Source organism: Bacteroidota bacterium (assembly GCA_020402865.1).
In the GTDB taxonomy this organism is placed as follows: domain Bacteria; phylum Bacteroidota; class Bacteroidia; order Palsa-965; family Palsa-965.
This window is the reverse complement of sequence record JADBYT010000008.1, coordinates 218,882-238,710: the sequence shown is the minus strand read 5'-3', so window position 1 is coordinate 238,710 and position 19,829 is coordinate 218,882. Positions and strand designations below refer to the sequence as shown.

Here is a 19,829-nt window from a genome sequence, read left to right as displayed (position 1 = left end):
CCATGAAAAAAAATTTGTATATCCTGCTGCTCCTTGCAACTGCATCAGCCGGTTGCTTGCCTCCGACTGATCCCTATCCCTCGCAGCCGGCCTCAGCCACGGTGGCGCAGGCGCAGCAGATTTCCGACAGTCTTGAAGCCTACATTTACCGCTGGGTGCAGAACAATGCATCTGACAGCATTCCCGATGCACTCATTCCGCAGGGTATTTCCGACTCTAAAGATTTTTACCTCAAGCATCCCGACTCGGCCAGTGCTGCTGAAACGTGGGCGGTACGTTATGCAAAACCCATCGACAAGGATTCACTTTATGCAGGCATTCCCGATCCGAAGGTGACCTACCTTTTCCTCGGCACTGCACTGGCTCCGTTTGGCAGTAAGCTGGTAATTGAAGGCGAGTTTCCGCATTGCCGGTTTTTCTCCATTCAGGCCACACCACCGCTTAATGGCACCGAGTATTATTCGCAACGGCAGTTTGGCACAGCCGAAGTGGGCTTTGCCGATGTGGATATTGAACCTCAGCCCGGCCACACCAACCCGTTTCGCGTGGGGGCCAACCGTAATGCCGCCCAGCGCAGCTACCATGTAGAGTTTGAGCTGGCCACAGGCAATCCCACCACGCTCAACGGCACGGCGCATACCTATCCGTACAGGCAAAATACCAATGTGCGCACCGGCGCCATGCTGGTGTATCAGGGCCCGCTGGGGCATAAAACCATTGCAGGCACACCGCTTCCGGCCAACCAGCAGGGCGACTGGAACCTCGGCGCAGTATGGATACGTATTTATGAGCCCGACGACAATGTGGATGCGCTGGGCGGTGTGGCTATGCCCAAAGCGTGGTTTGAACTTCCTACCGGCGAACGTTATTTCGTAGGCTCCGATTTCAGCACCCTGCAGCGTCGGGCCGATTCTACCATTGCCAACCGTGTAACCGCACCGGGCAATGCTGGCGGAACCAATTTTGCCACCGGCTGGTTTAAATCGTGGGGCATTACACGTTCCATTCTAAACGGCGTAAGCATTTCGGCCAATTTCAGCAGGCAGGACAGCGCCCAGCGTATCCGTGAAATTGATCTGGGCTGGACCGGCCGCGGCGAGTTTCAGCCCGCTCCGGGCAATATTGAGCCGCATGCCACCACAAACAACTACGCCACCTACATTGGCCGTTCGGTTTCGGTGCCGCCCGGCAAAGTGATGGTGCTCACAGGCCGCCTGCCCACGTTTCCATCTACCCGCAACGGCGAAGCAACAATGACTGCCGGAGAGGTGCGCTACTGGAGCATCATTGGCATTGATCAGGATCCGTTTTCGCCAATGCCTGCCACTACCATCAATGCCATTACCGATGATGATGTGGTGATTGACAATAACCGTAATTACGTAATTGCCTATTCGCGCAGCAGTGAGCGGCCTTCAAATGCCACGGCGGCCAACGGTGTTACCTGGGTCGATTACGGCACACAAAGCGACATAGGCATACTCATGCGCTGGGTAAATATTGCGCCGGAATGGACGTTTGCCTTCGACCCGCATGAGCATCAGCTCGATTTTTCGCACAGCGACTGGGCCGGAACGCTTTACGACAGTTCGCTCCTGGGCATAAACTGGCGGCATGGTTTTATGCAGTGCTATTTGCCACAAGTACACATGATGAGTGTGGCCGAGTTTCAGAATCTGGGCGCCAGCCTCAATGCCGAAAGCATTCCGGTTTGGGTTGACAGCACATACCGCAACGGCCCGGCCGAATCGCGGCTGGGCACACTCTCGGCTTCATCGGTGCTGGATACCAATGCGGCCAATCAGGTGTGGAATGCCAACGATGGTAATATCAATACGGCGTGGGCCTCGGGCTTTGCACAACCCAATGCCACAATTACCTGCGACCTGGGTGCGGTGAAAACAATTTCGGCGGTGAAATTATTCTGGGACTGGATCTTTTTTGGCCGCGATTATCAGGTGCAGGTTTCGCAGGATAATATAAACTGGAGCACCATTGCTACGGCCGTAAACGAAAACGGACAGCTCGATCTGTACCGCAACATTACCGGTGTACAGGCACGCTACGTGCGGCTCAATCTCACGCAATACAACACAAGCTGGTACCGCCTGGCCGAGTTTGAAGTATATGTAACCGACTGCGATTGTCAGGCACCGCCGCTTTCAGCCGAACCCTCCGTTTCGACATCATTGCGTGAAATAAACGTTTTCCCAAACCCCACAAGCGGACTGCTCAATTACGCTTTTGCTGGCAGTGCGGAAACCAAACATACCGTGCATGTATATAACCTCAGCGGCGAAATGGTGTATAGTACGGTGGTGTACACCACAAGTGGTTCGCTCTCGCTTGAACATCTTGCTAAAGGGGTGTATTTGTTGCAATTTGACGAAGGAATACATCGGAAAATCATCCGTGTGGTAAAAACAGAATGATTATTCATTCATCTGCATATAAACTCCGGGCGTTCGCTGTACGTCCGGAGTTTTTTGTTAGACGGATAAACTGAATTTCCGGGCTAAGACTAAACGATCTGAGTTTTTTTAATGGGTCAACTTTGAATTAGTCAATCGTTTAGGTACATTCGTAAAGACCAAAGACAAAATTTCATTACAGCTTCAACACCAAAAATGAAACACATCCTCACACTGGCTGCGGCCGGAGTATTCCTTCACACGGCTCTTTCTGCTGCACCGCAGCAGCTTACCCAGCCGAAAAAGCAATCTTACACGCCGCTTGCGCAGCTCGCTGCCGACGAGTATCTGCCTTCAACCATGATTTTAAAAGTGAAGCCGCAGTACCGCGCCAATTGTGCCCCGCAGGGCATTGTGATCCCGGCAGTAAGCAATTACCTCACCATGCTGGGCGCCGATCAGGTGTCGAAAATGTTCCCCAACCACAAAGCTCCTGAAAAGGCGTTTAATCAGTGGGGAGCACCTATGATTGATCTTTCCACCATCTATGTGGTGCATTATACCGGTGCCATGCCGCTCGAAAAAGCCATCGGTAAACTCTTTAATACCGGTTATTTCGAGTATGTGGAACCTTATTTCATTCCCAAGGCCGAATTCACGCCGAATGATCCGCAGGCCACCAGCTCCTCATCCTATCACATTTACCGCATTGCGGCAGCAAGTGTGAGCGGTACGTCGGGCTGGGATATTTCCACGGGCAGCACATCCATTGTGATCGGCATTACCGATACCGGCGTGGAGCTTACGCACAGTGATCTCACTAACCAGATTGCCTACAACACCGCCGATCCGATTAACGGTAACGACGATGACAACGACGGTTTTACTGATAACTACCGTGGCTGGGACGTGGGTATGAATGATAATGATCCTACCTGGCAGGCCAACGCCCACGGTGTTCACGTAAGTGGCTGTGCGTCGGCACAGGTAAACAACAATACCGGTGTGGCCGGCTCGGGCTTCAATTGCAAATTCCTGCCCGTGAAAATTTCTGATGCTTCGGGCACACTTATCGGTTCCTATCAGGGCATTACTTATGCCGCCGATCATGGCTGCAAAATAATTAACTGCTCGTGGGGCGGTACGGGTGGCGGCTCGTTTGGTCAGAACATCATCGACTATGCCACCAACAACCGGGATGCCGCTGTGGTTTGCGCGGCCGGCAACAACGGTGTGGATCAGGGATTCTTTCCTGCTGCCTACGACCGTGTGCTCAGCGTGGTTTCTACCAACTCTACAGATGCAAAATCGTCGTTCTCGAATTACAATTACACCTGCGACGTTTCTTCACCCGGCTCAAACATTAACGCCACCTGGAGCGGCAACAGCTACACCCAGTCAAGCGGCACCTCCATGGCATCGCCCGTAGCAGCGGGTGCACTGGCTATTGTACGTGCGTATAATCCCACCTACAACGCCACGCAGGCCATGCGTCGCCTCATCGAAACTACCGATAACCACTATTCGGTAAGCGGAAACAGCGCCTATGCCGATAAGCTCGGATCAGGCCGTGTAAACCTCTACAAAGCACTCACCGATCCGGCCGGACCTTCGGTAATGTTCCTCAACCGCAACGTAACCGACAACAACGACAATGCTTTTGTAGTGAGCGATACGCTCCGCATTCGCGGCGATTTCACCAACTACCTCGCACCGGCATCAAACGTTACAGCTACACTCACCGTGGTGAGCGGAGGCACATTTGTAACCATTATTGACGGCACAACCACAATTGGCGCGCTTGGTACAATGGCCACAGCCACCAACAACGCCGATCCGTTTACCGTTTCTGTAAATTCCAACGCACCGGCCAACCAGCCCATCATTTTCCGCGTAGCGGTTACCGACGGAAGCTGGACACGCAATTACTATTTCACCGAAACAGTAAATGTGGATTACATCAACGTTACGGTAAACGATGTGTGGACCACCATCACCAGCCGCGGACTGATTGGCTATAATCAGGATCAGCAGCAGCAGGGACTTGGATTTAACTACCAGCAAAACGGTTCGCTGCTTTACGAAGCCGGCCTGATGATTGGTGTGCCCAATAAAGTGAGCGATGTAGTGCGCGGCACCGGTACTACACCCGATGTGGATTTTGCCTCTGTGCAAACCGTGCGTCAGGTGAATCCTACCGTAGCCTCCGACTTCGATCTCACCGGTCGTTTCAATGATGCACCGGCTTCATCGGGTGCGCTGCCTGTAACCGTAAGGCACAATGCCTATGCCTGGAACTCGGCGCCGCATACCAAATATGTAATTGTGGAATATGTAATCCGCAATACCGGTTCACAACCCCTCAATAACCTGTATGCAGGCATTTTTGCCGACTGGGATATTGATGCATCCACTTACAACGACAATAAAGCGGATTACGACGCCGCCAACAAAATGGGCTACGCCTATCACACTGCTGCCAACGGATTTTATTGCGGCATCAAACTGCTTACCAATTCAGCGCCTCCCGTGCACTATGCCATCGACAATGTAAACGGCGGCAACGGCGGTGTGGATATGTTTAACGGTTACGACAACGCTGATAAATACACCTCACTCAGCACCAACCGCGCGCAGGCCGGCAATACAACTTCAACCGGAAACGACGTAATTGATGTAATGAGCAGCGGCCCCTTCAACATTGCTGCCGGCGACTCCGTAATTGTAGCCTTTGCCCTTATTGCCGGCGATGATCTGGCGGACATACAGTCGAGCGCAGTAAATGCGCAGATCAACTACGATAATATGCCGCCGCTTTCGGTAGTACATTACGCAACTACCTCAGGTGTACAGATTTTCCCGAACCCCACCACCGGCACTACCGAAATCCGTTACAGCCAGCTGCAAAGCGGGGCAGTAAACATTTCAGTGCTTGATGCTTCCGGCCGTTTGGTGAGTGTACTTGCCACGGGCAACCAGGCCGCAGGTAATTACAATGCCTTCTTTGATGCGGCTGCCGTGCCTTCCGGCGTGTATTTCTGCCGCATTGAAACCGCAGCCGGTGTAGAAACACGCAAGCTGATTGTGACGCATTAATAACTTATTTATGTTGAAACACCCGCAGGGATTTCCTGCGGGTGTTTCTGTTTTTATATGGTTACAGATTCGTTACCGGTTCCTGTGTACGAGCGGATTATCTCTATTCCTTATGTCGTCTTTATCGGCATGTATTTTTCAGTGAAAGAAGTATTTTTGAATTTCAAAAAGATGGATTTCTTCAATCGCGCAATACGGCTAATTACTTTGTTTGTATTGTTTTCCTCTTTGGATTTGACGGGAAAACAATGCGACTCGTTAATGATTTCGCGACTGGCACCCGTAAATAAGTTGTATCAGAAAATGGTGCTCAACAGATCGTATGCTTTTTCAGTAACGACATTTGGAAAAAGAACTACTCGATTGAGCGTGGCAGGTAATGGTATCAACTATGAATATATTAGTCCTGTGCTTTCCGATTCATCATTTAAATCAATCGTTGTTCAGGTCGGAATCAGCTATGATAGTTTGATATTGCTCATACAAATGATGGTTACGTTTGATTATTGTTCCGTGGGAACAGCTGATGCCATGAATATTCACATCGGTTACCGGTACACTAACTTAACCGGTAGAAATTATTGTTATGTGTTTACACTAAATGACAGGGGAAAAGCGATTGCTGATAACAATAAATCGTACATCAAAATCAGTGATGGGGTATATAAATATTCATGTATTGAAAGGTAAACAGTTTTACTGAAGTTGATGTTTGGTTGACTGCATATCAATTTTGAATGATTCCGGAGGGAACTGTGAATTAGTGATTGCCTGTTTCAACTGTACAATTTACCAGTCCTTCCCAATAAATCACTTCCCGCCCTGAAGCAGTATCCGTAAACTCAAACCGGAAAGTGCCCTTCAGTACCCCCAGTTTCCATAACTCCTTATCAATACTAATATTACCACCCGTACAAGAATAGCTTTGATCTTCACCCGCAATAATGCTTGAAAGTCTGGCATAAGCCACACAACTGTCGGCGGTGAGGATGAATGACAGGGTGCAATGTGTGGCTATGCTGCCGGTGGTGTGGCACAGCACGCTGCCATCGGGCTGCTTCTGCGCGTATGCGAAATCGGCCCCCGCAAATTCGCTGCAGGAACTTTTTGCACTCAGCGTGTGGTAGTAATGTGCAGTATCAAACAGTGAATAATACAGTTGCACGGAATCGGGCAGAATGCGGCCGGTGCTGTCTGTAAGCTGCAACAGCCGTTCGGGGCAGAGCCCGTCGCACACCAGCTGGCCGTAGCGGTTGCGGAAAACGTTTTCGTTGTAGCTCCACTGTGTGGTAAACGAAAAATTGCCCGGTACGGTGGTCACATAGTTTACGGCGATGCGCGGGGCTGCCTCCTGCGCCTGCAGAGCGGGTACAAGGGCTATAAATGCAACAGCAATGCGCAGAAACAGGCTCATACCCCAAATTTAATCTGCTTTGCGCCTGCTTTGCATTGTCCGCACGTAAAAACGAACGATTTTATTACCTTTACCCCTCAACAATAGAATACGCATGGATCTGAGTAACGTAATTTCAATTGCCGGCATGCCCGGTTTGTACAAAGTGATCGCACAGGCCAAAAACGGTGTGGTGGTTGAATCACTCATCGACAAGAAACGCACTACGGCTTTTGCTTCGCAGCGCATAAGCGCCCTGAGCGATATCAGCATTTACACCACCGGCGAAGATATGCCGCTGAAAGATGTATTTGCCAAAGTTTACGAAGCCGAAAAAGGCGGCGCTGCAATCGACTCAAAGTCGGCCAATGATGCCGCTCTGCGCGAATACACAGAGAAAGTATTGCCTGAGTACGATAAAGACCGTGTGCATACTTCCGACCTGAAAAAACTCTACAGCTGGTATAACCTGCTTCAGAAAGCCGGTTTGCTCGAAGTGAAAGAAGAGGAAACCGAAAGCGGTGAAGAGAAAAAGGTAAAAACCGAAAAAGAGAAAACACCGGCTATGCCCAAGCCCAAGAAAGATGTGGCTTCCAAGAGCATGGCAAAAAGTAATGCGCCAAAGGTGAAAGCCCAGGGTGTACGTAAAACCGGATCAGCCTGATCCGGTTTTTTTTCGTCAATTTATTTTTGTGTTCGCCATGAAAGTGCATAACCCTCTGCGCATGCAGCGTAAATTTTTGCCTGAGACCGTATCGTTCGATTCGTGGAACGAAGTGGAGCCGTTGTTTCGCAGTCTGGCCGAAAGGCCTGTAAATTCGGCCGATGATCTTAAACGCTGGCTCGAAGACATAAACGAGCTTGAGTCGGTTTTTTCGGAAGAAATGGCCTGGCGCTATATTCGATCCAGTATTAATACGGCCGATGCTGAAGCCGAACAGGCCTACGAGTTTTTTGTGTCGGAAATCGAACCCAATGCTTCGCCGTGGTTTAACCGGTTTAACGAAATTATCGACCACTCGCCTTACCGCGATGCGCTCGATCAATCGCTCTACGGCGTTTTTTTGCGCAGTGTGCGAAACGATCTGACTATTTACCGCGAGGCAAATATTCCGCTGTTTACCGAAATTGATAACATCAAACAGCAATACGGCCGCATAGCCGGCGCCATGAGCATTGAGCACGAAGGAAAAGAAATAACCTTGCAGCAGGCTGCCCGTTTGATGCAACATACCGACCGTGCCCTGCGCGAAAACGTGTGGCGAAGCATCTGGCAGCGCCGCCTGCAGGATCGCGAAAAGTTTGATCAGCTTTTCGACCAGCTCTGTGTACTCCGCCAGCAGGTGGCTGCAAATGCGGGGTTTGCCAATTTCCGCGATTACTCGTTTGCTGCAATGGGCCGGTTTGATTATACACCTGCCGACTGCTTTGCCTTTCACGACGCCATTGCCGAAGAGGTGATGCCGCTGCTGGTTAAGCTCAACGAAAAACGCCGCGCGGCACTCGGACTAACTGAACTCCGTCCGTGGGATCTTGATGTGGATACTGCAGGAAAACCCGCTCTGCATCCATTTAGCAATGGCAATGACCTGCTGAAGAAAACCTTCGAAAGCATTCAGTCCGTGAAGCCCGAATATGCCGGTTATCTGAAGCAGATGGATGCCCTCGGACATTTCGATCTTGATTCGCGCATTGGCAAAGCTCCTGGCGGCTACAACTACCCGCTGCCCGAGTCGGGCGTGCCGTTCATCTTTATGAATGCAACCGGATCACAGCAGGATGTAACCACCATGGTGCATGAAGCCGGCCACGCCATACATTCATTTCTGATGAATGCGCTTCCGCTCAATGCACTCCGGAATACGCCTTCGGAAGTGGCCGAGCTTGCTTCCATGAGCATGGAATTTATTTCCATGGAACACTGGCAGCCTTATTACCCCACACCCGAAGAATATCGCCGCGCGCGCCTTCGCCAGCTCGAATATGCGCTCGAAACGCTGCCCTGGGTAGCCGCAGTTGACGCTTTTCAGCATTGGGTGTACGAGCATCCTGCACACTCCGCCACTGACCGCGCTGCCGCATGGAAAACGATTTACAGCCGCTTTGCATTACCCGGTATTAACTGGGATGGACTGGATATTATGTTCGCCAACAACTGGCAGAAGCAATTACACATATTCGAAATGCCGTTTTACTATATCGAATACGGAATGGCTCAGCTTGGTGCAATTGCAGTATGGCGCAACTACCGCAACGATGCACAAAAAGGTATCGACGGCTACGAAAAAGCATTGCGACTTGGCTACACGCGTCCGATTGGCGAAATATACGCCGCCGCCAATATACGTTTCGATTTTTCGCGCAGCTACGTACGCGAACTTGTGCATTTTGTGGCCGATGAAATTGACCGGCTTGAACATTAAAAATAATTCATATGTTTCCACATCCGCAACCTGGCACCTACAACGATTATCTGATTAACTACATCAGCCTCGTGCCTGGCAACAACCCGTTGCACACCCTCAAAGAACAGATTCTCGATTTCAAGGCCCTGCTCTCGGAAGTGGCGTTCGAACACGAAGACTACCGCTATGCCGAAGGGAAATGGAGTGTAAAGGAACTGGTTGGACATATTATTGATACCGAGCGCATTTTTGCCTACCGTGCGCTGGCCATTGCGCGCGGCGAAAAACAGGCGATCCCCGGTTACGACGAAAATACGTATGCCGTGGAAGGGCGTTTCGGAAAACGTACCCTCACTGATCTTGCGCATGAATACGGCACCGTACGCGAAAGCACCATTACCTTGTTCCGTTCCATGGACGAAGAAGCCCTTCATGCCAACGGTATTGCCAACGGCAAACCCCTCACACCGCTGGCTTGCCTTTGGGTTATTGCCGGCCACCAGATTCACCATGAAAATGTGCTGCGCCAACGCTACGGCGCTGTACTTTTTACATAAGTGCAGCACGCGGTGGCTTCGATAAACTCAGCCACCGCATACAAAACCGCCGCAAGGTGGCTGAGGTTCTCGAAGCCACCGCGTGCAAACCGCTGCAAGGTGTCTGAGGTTCTCGAAGCCACCGCATGCAAAACCGCTGCAAGGTGTCTGAGGTTCTCGAAGCCACCGCATGCAAAACCGCCGCAAGGTGTCTGAGGTTCTCGAAGCCACCGCATACAAAACCGCTGCAAGGTGTCTGAGGTTCTCGAAGCCACCTTGTCGCATCAAAGCCGCTGAAACGTTCGGTAAAACGTATTCAGTAATCTTTGAATCGTGCTGCAGGAAAAATCGCTCCGCTTCATTATACACCAGCACGCTGTCTTCCGGTAAGCCGGATAAACCGCCACAAAAAGCCGGTGGAACTCACAATCAGTCCAAACACAAATCCGATCCATACGCCCACCGCACCCATGCCTGCATTTACGCAAAGCAAATAGCTGAGCGGAAGTCCAACCAGCCAGTAGGCCGCAAAAGCAATGTAGCCGGGCACAAGTGTGTCTTTGATTCCACGCAGCGCACCCTGTGCAGTGACCTGAATACCATCAAACAACTGAAACGCCGCGCCAATAAGCAGCAGGGTAGAGGCGGCGGCAATTACATCGGCATTTTTGTTGAAAATGGCAGGCAGCTCGTGGTTAAAAGCAATGAAACAAACGGCAGCGGTAGTCATTACGCCAAGCGCCACCAGCACGGCACTCATACCGGCGCGACGTGCATTACGCATTTCACCCAGCCCGAGGAAATGCCCCGTGCGTATTGCAGCCGCGGCTGATAGCCCGCTCGAAATAAGATAGGTCATTGAAGCCAGCAGCAGTGCCGAGCGGTGTGCTGCAAGTTCGGCCGTGCCGGGAATAAAAAATGCAGGCATTGTAAATGCAGCCACTTCCATGGCAAACATCAGCCCCGACGGCACGCCGATTTTCAGCTGCTCGCGCACAATGCTCCAGTTCCATTGAGCCGGCCAAAGACTAAGCCGGTAATCGCGGTAGCGGCGGCTGAGGCGTATGTAAGCAAACATGGCCGCCGCCATCGCCACACGCGATATAAACGTGGCCCAGCACGATCCCATTACGCCCAGCTTCGGAAAACCGGCATTGCCAAACACCAGCAGCCAGTTGAGCAAAATATTAAGCAGGTTGGCCGAAATGGAAATAACCATGGCTGTGCGCGTGTCTGACATCCCCTCCGCAAATTGCTTGAACGTGAAAAACACACTCAGCGGAATCATCGATAAAATAGTCACGTTCAGAAAACGTATGGCAATGTCAATCACAGCCTCCGGTTTGTTGGCGTAATGAAACAGCGGCGATGAAAGTGCAAGCAAGGTAAACAGCACCAGTGCAATACTCAGATTTAACACGAGCGCGTGCTGCAGGTGTTTGCCAATATGTGCCTTGTTGCCCGTAGCCGCCGCCGATGCCACAATGGGAGTAAGTCCGTAAGATGTGCCGATGAGCAATACCAGCACAAAATGATACACCGCAAACGCCATGCTGATGGCCGCCTGCGCCTCGGTACGCTCGGGCAACTGCCCCACAAAATAATTGTCGGTGAGATCGACAAAAATATTACCCACGTTGCTAAGACACACCGGAATAGCCAGTGTGAGCAGCGTTGAAATATGAGTGCGCCAGGGCAACAGCTTATTGAGCATGGGCGCAAAGGTAAGGGTTGGCAGTGCCGGAAATTCAACTTGCAGCACAGTTTCGATGAATAAAAAAACCTGAGTAAACAATCAGACCGTAACAATCTTCAAAAATCAACTTTACGAATTTGTTATTTATCTTTTAGTGGAATCATTCACAACTTCTTAAAAAGGAACTTTCTCTGCTATTGTACGGGCAGATATAACATTTTATTAAATCAGATTAATGAGCAGGTATTTTTACTCGATTATTGGTGTTTGTATTAATGGTTATTAAATGGAATAAAGTTGTGAGTGTATTGAAAATAGTGGTCTGTGTTGGTTTTTGAATGAATTTACAGCCGTGGAAATATTAACAGGTCGGGAAGCTATCAAACAGATAAATCATTTTTTTATTTAATTGCAATACCGAAACGAAATTTACTCCTTATCTGCATCGGCGCCCTATGCTCAAAACCAATATTGATATTAAAGCACCGCAAGTAACAATGCCTTCCGGTGGCGGTGCATTGCGCGGAATCAGCGAACCGTTTAAGTCGCAACCTTTCAGCGGGGGCGGTGGGTTCAGCATTCCGTTCGGAACACCCGATGCACGCGGAGTTGCGCCAGGCATTACACTCGCTTACAGTTCCGGCGCAGGTAACGGATTATTCGGACTCGGTTTTTCCGTTGGCATGGATTCGGTGATGCGGAAAACCAGCACCGGTATTCCGCGCTACGATGATACCGATGTGTTTCTGCTCGGCGGCGGTGAACTACTTCCGAAATACAACGAGAAAAACGGAAGCTGGACGGCTGATGCATACACCTGCACAATAAATGATGTAACCTGGAACATCGTGCGTTACGTGCCCCGCGTGGAAGGCGGGTTTGCACTGATTGAACAATGGACTGATAGCGGCACGCGGCTGAGTTACTGGAAAGTGCTTTCTGCCGATAACGTTACCAGCTATTACGGGGTTACTTCCAACGGACGCATTGCCGATCCCGCAAACCCGGAACATATTTTTGAATGGCTCATTGAACAAACAGTTGATCCGCACGGCAACAAAATAAATTACAATTACAAAGCCGGAGATACCGTAGGTATTCCCGACACCCCATTCAACCGCGGCCGCGATTTTACCTCGCAGCGTTACCCGGATACGATTCAATACGGCAACTATTATATTAACACAGGAAACGGGCTGGAGGAACACTTTGCATTTGAAGTGGTGTTTGATTACGGGCAGCTGAACAAAGACAATCCCGATGCTGCACCCACACAATGGACTGCACGGCCGGATATATTCAGCACGTACAAAAGTGGTTTTGAAATACGCACCGCGCGGTTGTGTTACGGCATTTACCTGCGTCATTTTTTCACCGGTGAAAACAATGGTGCTCCTTTTACAACTACGGCACTGCTTCCGGAATATGATATTACACCGCATTCCGGATTAAGCATTATTAAACGGGTGTACAGCCGCGGTTACAAACTACAGTCCGGACATCCGCTTTGGATACAGGATTCACCGGCGGCTGAATTAACCTACCAGGATTTTAATCCGCTGGCTGCCACCTGGCAACTGCTGGAGGCAGAAGCACCGGGCTATTTTAATTCATCGGGATTTATTCCGGTTGATTTAGACGGACTCGGCATTGACGGTTTGTTATACAGCACCGATAGTTTTACCGGTTACCTGGAACCGCTGGGCAACGGAAAATTTGCGCCCATGCGTGTGCTTGAACAGTTTCCCGTGTTCCGCGATTTGCAGAGCGGACAGGTTACACTTTCATCGCTCGATGGCAACAATGTGCTTGATCTGGTAGTGAATGATGGAGTAAGCAACGGCTTTTTTGAACAGGGAAACAACCTGCACTGGAAACCGTTTCAATCTTTCGCCGATTTTCCGCAGGAATATTTATCACCCGAAAAAGAACTGGCCGACCTCAGCGGAACCGGGCGCAGCGATTTGTTTTTTAATGAACAAAACGCACTGAAATTTTACGCATCCCAAGGCAAAGACGGTTTTGCGCCGGCCAGTTATATTCAAACGCCGCCACGTTTTCCGGCAGCAGCACAGGGCGGTGCAGAAGAGCTGTTCGGGTTTTCTGATTTTTTAGGCGACGGATTATCACATCGTTTTCAGTTGCGTAATGGTTTGCTCACCGTGTGGCCCTGTCTCGGTCACGGGCATTTCGGCGAAGCGGTTGAATTTGCAAACGCACCACTGGTGGATGGCGCATTTGATGCCTCACGCGTTTTTTTGATTGATGCAGACGGCAGCGGCGCAACAGACATTGTGTATTGTTATCCCGGTTATGCGCACATCTGGTTTAATCAGAACGGCAACCGTTTCAGCGAACCGGTAAAAATTATTTTTCCCGGTCCGTATTCAAACATCACGGCCATTACGGCGGGCGATGTGAGCGGCTACGGAACGACATCGCTTGTTTTTACGGTGGCCGATCCGGAAGTGCGTCACTGGTATTACGATTTCAGCAACAAACAGAAACCCTACCTGCTGCAATGCGTTGACAACGGCGTGGGCGGATTATCGGCTGTAACTTACACCACCTCCGTACTCGAACACCTGCGCGACAAACAGGAAGGCCGCATCTGGCCCACACGTCTGCCCATTGCGGTGAGCGTGGTGAGCGAAAGCACCACCACCGATCAGCTCACCGGCGCCGTTTATACGGAGCGTTACCGTTACCACGACGGTTATTTCGATCCGGTGGAGCGCGAGTTCCGCGGCTTCGGTTATGTGGAAACGTGGGACTGCGAAACCTACGAACAGTTTGAAGCATCGGCCGTGCTCAACCAACAGGTGGCCGATCTGCTCGATAAAAATTTATGGATGCCGCCGGTGTATTCGCGCAGTTGGTTTATTACCGGTGCATACGAACAGACACCGGAAATTCTGGCGCAATACGAAACGGAATTTTACAAAGGCGATGCGCAGCAATGGAGCATCCCCGTGTTTACGTTTGATGATGCCATGCAGGCTCAGGATGCGCTTTCCATCAAACAGGCGTATGCCGCATTGGCCGGTCAAACCATACGCAGCGAAGTGTATGCCGAAGACAATTCGTCGCTGGCTGAAAATCCGTACACCGTTTCCATGAGTTCGGTACTTGTGCGTTTGATCCAGCCGCGCCTCGGTGGCCGTTACTGCAGCCTGATGCCGGTAGGTAACAATTCGCTGAGTTACACCTACGACCGCAATCCCGCTGATCCGCACATTGCACAAAGCCTCGTGCTGAGCATGGATGAATACGGAAACCCGCTGCTGAGTGCGGCCATCAGCTATCCGCGTCGTGATCAGGATGACGATCGTATTGTAATTTATCCGGAGCAGCAAAAGTTGCGCGTGGTGGTGAGCGAAAGCTGGTACATCAATGCGCCAAACATTTCAAAAACCGATCCGCCTGATTCGTGGCAATACCTCGGTGTGGGCTGGCAGGGCAAAGGATACGAAACGGCCGGCTTTGAAGCACCGGCCAATGCACCGTTTACCCCAGACGCGTTATTGCAATTAGTAAATACCGCGCTTGCCAATCCGCTTGCATCAGGCGACACACCTCCCGCAACGCAACCCTGGAGCCGCCTGCTGAGCTGGAGCCGCAGCGTATTCTGGAACGATACCGGCACTGCAGCTGCTGCTTACGGTGCCATCTATCCGCAGGCATTGCTGCACCACACCGAAACGGCTGTGCTCGATCCCGAAGAAATTACGGCGGCGTATGGTGACAAAGTAAACAACACCATGCTCACCAACCAATGCGGCTATGTGCTGGCCAATGGCTACTGGTGGAACTACGGCATGATGCAATTGTACAACTGGGGTGTAGAATATTTTTATACGCCTTCCATTACCAAAGCAACCATTACAGGCATACTGTCGGCAACCGTGCTGGATGCAAACGGTTTTAACGGCAGCACCACGGTGCAATATGATCCGTATTACCTCAGCATCACACAATCAACAGCGGTACTCACGGAATCCATTTCCATAAGCAACACTTACGAATACGATTACCAAAGCATGAGTCCGTGGCGCAGCACCGATGCAAACGGCAACGTGGCCGAAGTGCTGACCGATGCACTCGGGCGGGTGATTGTAACATCGGCCTATGGCACCATCAATGGTGTAAACACCGGCGATCTGCCCATCAGTGAATATGTGATACAAGGCAATGCCACATTTGATGATGTACTTGCGCATCCGGAAAATTACCTGCAAGGGGCAAGCAGTTATTTTTACAACGACATTTTTGCCTGGAAAAACAGGCAACAGCCCCTGAACGCCATCGGTGTTACACGTATGGATCATGCATACGAACTGCAGGCAGAAGGCAAAGGCGTTGATGAAACGCAAATGCCGATAAGCATTGCATACAGCGATGGACTCGGTACGGTTTTGCAGAGCAAAGTAAAAACCACGCACGGCGAAATTACATTGCGCAAAATTGACGGCGTAATTGTAAATCCGTCGCCCGATTCGTCCACACAGGAACGCTGGTTAGTAAGCGGCCGCACCGTTTATAACAACAAGGGTATGCCGGTGGAACAATACCTGCCGTATTTCAGCGGCACGCCGTATTTTGAAGACCAGCAAAGCATCATCGACGAGCAATTGGTGCCGCCTCCTTCGGTGATTCATTACGACCCGGCTGGCCGTGTGATACGCACTGATTCACCAAAAGGATTTTTCTCCAAATCCGTTTACCAATCGTGGGAAACACACTCGTACGATTTTAACGACACCATACTGGATGCGCCGTATTACAAATGGTTCATGGAAAATTATCCGGCCACACCAACTCCCGCGCAGCAGGCCGAATACGCCGCATTGCAGGCGGCGGTGCCGTGTTACAATACGCCGGCAAAAGTTGTTATTGACAATCTTGGCAACCCCATCCGCACCATTGCGTGTAACCTTGGTGCAATTGCAGCAGATACCATTCCCGAAGATGTTGCCTATCCCGATACACCAGTAAATGTGTGGAATGCACTGCTAAGTCTGAATTACCTCGCAAAAGAAAATGAAGATGACACCAATGCCTGGGTAACGAATTACTTTCAGCCATACACGCCCGGATTCAGCGCACAGTTCCGCTCGCAGTTTCCGGACAACGGCGAACAACTCGAAGACTGGCTGGCACAAAGTTGCATGACCTCGCTCGGTGTGTATAACATCCAGAGGCAGCAACTGTATAATGCCGATGCGCGCCTGTTTCTGAAAATGGTGCGTGAAGAAACGGTGCTGTTTAATTTCCGCAGCGAATACGGTTTCGGCGGACAGGTGTTAAAAAGTGAAAGTGCCGACGCGGGCCTCCGCTGGAACATCGCAAACATAGCCGGCAACCCGGTATGTTCGTGGGACAACAATGGGTACCAGGCCATCAACACGTATGACAACCTGCAGCGCCCGTTATCATTACAGGTAATGAATAGTACATTATCGCCTGCAATGAATAACATCGTGCAGTTAACGGTGTATGGCGAAACTGCTCCGGATGCAGCTGCCAATAACCTGATCGGAAAACCGTGGAAAGATTATGACGAATCGGGATTATCAATTATACCAACATACAACATTGCCGGTGCAGCGCTGAGCGGAACCACGTACCTGCGTCCTGATTACAAAACCGAAGCCAACTGGACCACGCAGGCGCAACAGGATATTCTGAATTCGCCTTCGGTTTATAACCGCTCAACCACGTATAATGCGCCGGGCCAGGTGCTGCAGGACACGTTGCCCGATGGCACACTGCAGCAATTCAGCTACACCATTAACGGTGCATTAAAAAACAGCAAACAGAAAATACACAACCCTGCATTGCCCGGTGAGCAACTCTGGACAGAAGTAATCACCCATATTGATTATAATGCTACCGGCAATCGTACACGTGTGGTAAACGGCAACGGAGTAACTTCTATTTACACCTACGATGCACTTACGCTGCAGATTGTGCGCAGTTACACCACACGCACCGGCGATTTCGAAGAAGGCAATGTATTGCAGGATATGTATTACACGTACGATCCCGTGGGACATACCATCAGTACAATTGACAACAACGATGCGGTGGTGTTTAACAACAACCAGCAGGTGTTGCCGGGGGCTTCGTACACGTATGATCCGTTGTACCGCATTATTACTGCGAATGGCCGCACCATGCCGGGACTGAATGTGCCCGAGCGTGGCGGCGCAGCGGTGCGCAGTTTAAGTTTCCCGAAAGCCGGCAGCACAAGCGATTTGCAGAACCTGGAAAATTATACGGAGAAGTTCACGTACGATTTTGGTGATAACTTGATTCTGAAACGGCACATTGCTGCCAGCGGCAACTGGACCCAGGTGTTTACCGTGCAGGACACGAACAACCACCTGAACACGATGTATGTTGGTAATCCGTCAGACAACATGTCGGGCCTGCCGCAGTTTCTGTACGACGGTAATGGCAACACGCTGGTGCTCAATCCGGGCAGTACAGCGCGGGTACAATGGAATTACCTCAATCATATTTCAAATGTGGTAACCATTGAACGAACGGTTACGGATGAAAACACCGGCGAAACCGTTACGCTGAACGATGCGGAATATTACCAATACAACACCAGCGGCAACCGCGTGCGCAAAGTAAGTGAACGCATGGTGAACGGCGGTACGCATATTGAATATACGGAGAAAATTTACCTCGGTGGTTTTCAGCAGTCGCGTACGTGGACGGCACCGGTAAATGCAACAAGGCCTTCCACCCCACCCGCACCGCAGTCGGAAAAACACACCATTACTTTTAACGACGGCAATGCACCAGCTCTTATTACACATGTGTGGATCACCGCACCGCCCAACCAATCGGAAATTACTGCCGGCGATGTGCAGTACCGCTACCAGCTTTGCGATCCGCTCGATTCGGTAACCATGGAAGTAACCGAGACTGCCGAACTGCTCACGTACGAACAATATTATGTGTATGGCGGCACGGCTTATACCATTGCAGACAGCCAGCTGGAAGCCGATTCGAAAGAGTTGCGTTTCTGCGGTAAGGAGCGTGATGCCACCACAGGATTATATTATTACGGTGCGCGGTATTATGCCACATGGACGTGCCGGTGGATGAGTCCTGACCCTGCGGGGCCGGTGGACGGGCCGAATTTGTATGAGTATGTTTCGAGTAACCCGGTGCGGTATAATGACCCGACGGGGATGGCTGGAGATGACTCGTCGGGTGAAGAAAACGATGATTTGACTGGATTATTAGGAAAACGGGGAGTATTTAAATCAAAAAGCAATAAAAAACAACCGAAAGCAAAAAAACAAAAAACAAAAAAGGAAATAAAAGAGGAAATGGACCCTCGGGCTCAAGAAATTATCAATCTCTTGGTTGATTTAATGACGAAATCGAAAGCAACTGACATAAATGGAGGAGGGCGGGATGGGAGTGGTTTATATGTATGGGAAATGGAAATGGTAAAACCACGAAATGATCACAGCCTTGAACAGCGGTTATTAAGGCATTTGTCCAATGCCATTTTCAGTAAAAACCCAAAGTTTGTTGAAATTCAATCAGGACTTGGCCTTGATGGCAATATCTACATATCCAGCAATGATCAACATACTAAATTAAATAATATTCTTAACGGATACAATAAATTATCTGATTTTTTAGATTTTGAAGTAAACAAAGTAGTACTGCCAGAAAAAGAAAAAACTAAATCAGGGGATATGCGACGTCCCCATGACAAAACTGGAAGACAAAAGATCGCAAACAGGCAATATAGGCATGCTCAAAAGCTAAAAGTTGATATCAACGAATACAATAACATACACCCTGATCCAAAGATAATTTTGGTTCCCGGCATTATTAGTGGAAAACATGCGGAGGGCAACATTGTGGAAAGACAACCCAATCTGAAATGTATAGCCGGGGTAAAGAGGGCTTGTTTGTGTTGTTATTTAAATTTCATATTAAAAGGCACTCCAAAAGGTATATACAATCCTAATGTTGGCGCATTTTGGGCATCAAAAAATTCTGCATACACGTTAGTTGGTTATACCAATAAACAAATAGAAGAAGCATTTAAACAAATTCCTCAAACTACATATGCTACATTTAATTTAACATCTCTAACAGAGCTCAACGCAGATTCGGGATCTGAAGATGAAGTAGAATTTGATCTGATTGATAGAAAGAAAAATCCGTATCCGCCTATTGTAAGTAATAAAACCTAAACGTAAGTGCTCAACACAGGGAGTTAATTCCCGGAGGCAGGTTCCTGCCAAAAAAAAG

10 protein-coding genes are annotated in these 19,829 nt (G+C 50.0%); 7 read left to right on the top strand and 3 right to left on the bottom strand.

Annotation, left to right across the window (positions count from 1 at the left end):
- The first annotated feature begins 2 nt into the window (after positions 1-2).
- The 3 genes from IM638_06745 to IM638_06735 all read left to right on the top strand — a co-directional run bounded on the left by IM638_06745 (position 3) and on the right by IM638_06735 (position 6,197).
- Positions 3-2,432, top strand: a complete 2,430-nt coding sequence (locus tag IM638_06745) for a discoidin domain-containing protein (GenBank protein ID MCA6362718.1) — start codon at positions 3-5, stop codon at positions 2,430-2,432.
- A gap of 195 nt (positions 2,433-2,627) precedes the next feature.
- Positions 2,628-5,507 (top strand): S8 family peptidase, encoded by a 2,880-nt coding sequence (locus tag IM638_06740; GenBank protein MCA6362717.1) that lies wholly within the window; start codon positions 2,628-2,630, stop codon positions 5,505-5,507.
- Between the two features lie 57 nt (positions 5,508-5,564).
- A complete protein-coding gene (locus IM638_06735) occupies positions 5,565-6,197 on the top strand; it encodes a hypothetical protein (protein MCA6362716.1) in 633 nt (210 codons plus the stop codon).
- A 70-nt stretch (positions 6,198-6,267) separates the two neighbouring features.
- On the opposite strand, the gene IM638_06730 is transcribed toward IM638_06735, so the two are convergent.
- Positions 6,268-6,921, bottom strand: coding sequence for a hypothetical protein (locus tag IM638_06730; protein ID MCA6362715.1), 654 nt, complete (start codon positions 6,919-6,921; stop codon positions 6,268-6,270).
- A 94-nt stretch (positions 6,922-7,015) separates the two neighbouring features.
- On the opposite strand from IM638_06730, the gene IM638_06725 reads away from it, so the two are divergent.
- From IM638_06725 to IM638_06715, 3 genes are read left to right on the top strand one after another with little or no spacing between them, the layout of a single operon-like run.
- Positions 7,016-7,564 (top strand): DUF5606 domain-containing protein, encoded by a 549-nt coding sequence (locus IM638_06725; protein MCA6362714.1) that lies wholly within the window; start codon positions 7,016-7,018, stop codon positions 7,562-7,564.
- Between the two features lie 37 nt (positions 7,565-7,601).
- A complete protein-coding gene (locus tag IM638_06720; protein MCA6362713.1) occupies positions 7,602-9,323 on the top strand; it encodes a M3 family oligoendopeptidase in 1,722 nt (573 codons plus the stop codon).
- A gap of 11 nt (positions 9,324-9,334) precedes the next feature.
- Positions 9,335-9,862, top strand: coding sequence for a DinB family protein (locus IM638_06715; protein ID MCA6362712.1), 528 nt, complete (start codon positions 9,335-9,337; stop codon positions 9,860-9,862).
- Here IM638_06715 and IM638_06710 read toward each other — a convergent pair.
- A complete protein-coding gene (locus IM638_06710) occupies positions 9,838-10,077 on the bottom strand; it encodes a hypothetical protein (protein MCA6362711.1) in 240 nt (79 codons plus the stop codon). The two genes, IM638_06715 and IM638_06710, sit on opposite strands and share 25 nt — an antisense overlap.
- Before the next feature lie 125 nt (positions 10,078-10,202).
- Positions 10,203-11,603 (bottom strand): MATE family efflux transporter, encoded by a 1,401-nt coding sequence (locus IM638_06705; GenBank protein ID MCA6362710.1) that lies wholly within the window; start codon positions 11,601-11,603, stop codon positions 10,203-10,205.
- Positions 11,604-11,992: 389 nt separating this feature from the next.
- Between IM638_06705 and IM638_06700 the strand changes: the two genes are divergently transcribed.
- The gene (locus tag IM638_06700; GenBank protein ID MCA6362709.1) at positions 11,993-19,771 is read left to right on the top strand and encodes a hypothetical protein; all 7,779 of its coding nucleotides are present in this window, start codon (positions 11,993-11,995) and stop codon (positions 19,769-19,771) included.
- Positions 19,772-19,829 lie beyond the last annotated feature (58 nt).